The following is a 2,170-nucleotide window of genomic DNA, read 5'->3' as shown; positions in this document are numbered from 1 at the left end:
CCAGGGAGAGTGCCCAAAGCAGTCGTTGTACCATTTTCATACAGGAAAGCTTTGTTAGTGTTTAAAATGCCGACTACCTGACTCTGGTTGTTGATATCATATGCAACAGTACCTTCAGTGCCGAAGTTAACTACCGTTCCGTTGTTATACAAAAACGGGCCAATTTTTTGCGCTCCACCCACTATCTCACCTTTATCGTTGATGGCATAAGGGATAGCATCATTAAGACCGACGAGGCTTTGTGTTCTGCCTTGGCTATACAGTAAGGGGTTATTCCCAGTGAAGTTGTTTTCATTAACCGAATTACCTACCACCTGACCAAAGTTGTTGATACTTCAATACCTTCGCCAAAAAAAAAGGATGAAGAGCTAAATTCCACAACCTCGACTACTCATTCCAGCAGACGAACCGGATGACGCTTCGCTCTCATAAGCGGTGTCGGGAACGGGCTAGAAAAATTTTCGTGTGGAGGATTCTGGTGATCACAGCCCGCCCCGACACTCCGCTGTCGCCGCTTATGAACATCCGGTTCTTAAATGTAGCAACAAAGCTGATTTGGCGATTTTGGACTACGCCTGCTCAATGAGCGAGGGCTTTTGTAGTAGAGTTATTGTCTCTGACAACGACAACTCAAAAACTACAAGCAGCCCATGCCCGATATCTTATCATTGTTACAATGCCTGTTACCGCAGATAAACGCTACAACGATGCGACAATTGAACCAAATAATTCTGGCGATGTTAGCAATGAGCGGCAGAGTCACTATGTTGGGGATTTCTCGTTGGGCAGGCATTGGTGGTAGTTATCGAACAATGTTGAGATTTTTTCATACAGTAATACCTTGGGCAACGTTGTTTTGGCTGTTTTTTCGGAAGCATTTGTGCGGTGTAAATGAAATATATTTACTGGCAGGAGATGAGGTTGTAGTCAGTAAATCAGGTAAACAGACTTATGGGTTAGAGAGATTCTTTTCTAGCCTAGCCAGCAAACCGATATCAGGGCTATCTTTCTTCGTATTATCGTTAGTAAGCGTTGAACGGAGGCAGTCATTTCCTATTCAGGTAGAACAGGTAATCAAGAGTGATATAGAAATCAATAACACATTAACAATCAAAAAAGTAAAAGCCAAAGAAAAACGTGGGCGTGGACGACCAAAAGGGAGTAAGAACAAAAATAAAGCAGAAGTGGTATTCACATCTGAGTTATTACTAATTCAGAAGATGATTAATTCACTATTCAAGTTAGTAAGTAACTTTATTCCCCTGACATACTTTGTATTAGATGGTCATTTTGGTAACAACAACGCTTTACAGATGGCTCGGCAAGTCAACTTGCACATAATTTCTAAGTTACGCCATGATTCAGCATTATACCTCCCTTATGAAAATCCTGACTCCAAGAAATGCTCTCGTCGTAAATACGGTGATAAGCTGGATTATCGTAATATACCTAACAAATATTTATGTACAAGTACCATTGAGGAGGAAATTCAAAGTGATATTTATCAAGCTACTCTTCTTCACAAAGAATTTGCCCAGGCTCTAAATGTAGTGATTTTGGTCAAAACCAATCTTAAAACTAATGCTCGTAGCCATGTCATCCTATTCTCTAGTGACCTGGAATTATCATCTGAGAAGATAATCGACTATTACAAACTCCGTTTCCAAATCGAGTTTAATTTTCGAGATGCCAAGCAGTTTTGGGGTCTGGAAGATTTTATGAATCTGAGCCAAACTGCGGTGACTAATGCTGCTAACTTAGCATTCTTTATGGTTAATTTATCTCATCATCTTCTCGCTGATTTCCGCCAACATAATCCCGTTTCCGGCATTATTGACTTGAAAGCTTATTATCGTGGCTTTCGATATGTTCGTGAAATATTAAAAATGCTTCCAGAAACTCCTGAGCCTATTTTATTAACCCAGATTTTTGCCAAGCTTACTTCTTTAGGACGTATTCATCCCCTTTCTACGGGCGTTGAACCCTCGTAAATTGGCAACGGTATTGTACTTGTAACGGCGATATCAGTGTCACCAGAGAGAGGCTTGATTTCAGTCACTTGACCATTCGTATATAAGAAAGCACGATTTGGACTCCCGTTGCTAGTGCCTTTACCTGAGTCAAAGATAACTTGACCAAAATTGTTGATGTCAGTAGCGTAACTGTAATC

2 protein-coding genes and 1 pseudogene are annotated in these 2,170 nt (G+C 40.7%); 1 reads left to right on the top strand and 2 read right to left on the bottom strand.

What is annotated here, in order from left to right; genetic code table 11:
- Positions 1–314: hypothetical protein (locus AC5590_RS25305; RefSeq protein WP_211178811.1), on the bottom strand; the 314-nt coding region annotated here is incomplete at its 3' end.
- A gap of 336 nt (positions 315–650) precedes the next feature.
- On the opposite strand from AC5590_RS25305, the gene AC5590_RS25300 reads away from it, so the two are divergent.
- The gene (locus AC5590_RS25300) at positions 651–1,991 is read left to right on the top strand and encodes a transposase (protein ID WP_169268961.1); all 1,341 of its coding nucleotides are present in this window, start codon (positions 651–653) and stop codon (positions 1,989–1,991) included.
- On the opposite strand, the pseudogene AC5590_RS25295 reads toward AC5590_RS25300, so the two are convergent.
- Positions 1,958–2,170: pseudogene (locus tag AC5590_RS25295) on the bottom strand (hypothetical protein); the annotation flags it as partial. The gene AC5590_RS25300 and the pseudogene AC5590_RS25295 sit on opposite strands and share 34 nt — an antisense overlap.

Source organism: Brasilonema octagenarum UFV-OR1, from assembly GCF_963888615.1.
In the GTDB taxonomy this organism is placed as follows: Bacteria; Cyanobacteriota; Cyanobacteriia; order Cyanobacteriales; family Nostocaceae; genus Brasilonema; species Brasilonema sennae.
The sequence above is the reverse complement of the archived record's forward strand: the minus strand, read 5'-3'. Positions and strand labels throughout refer to the sequence as shown.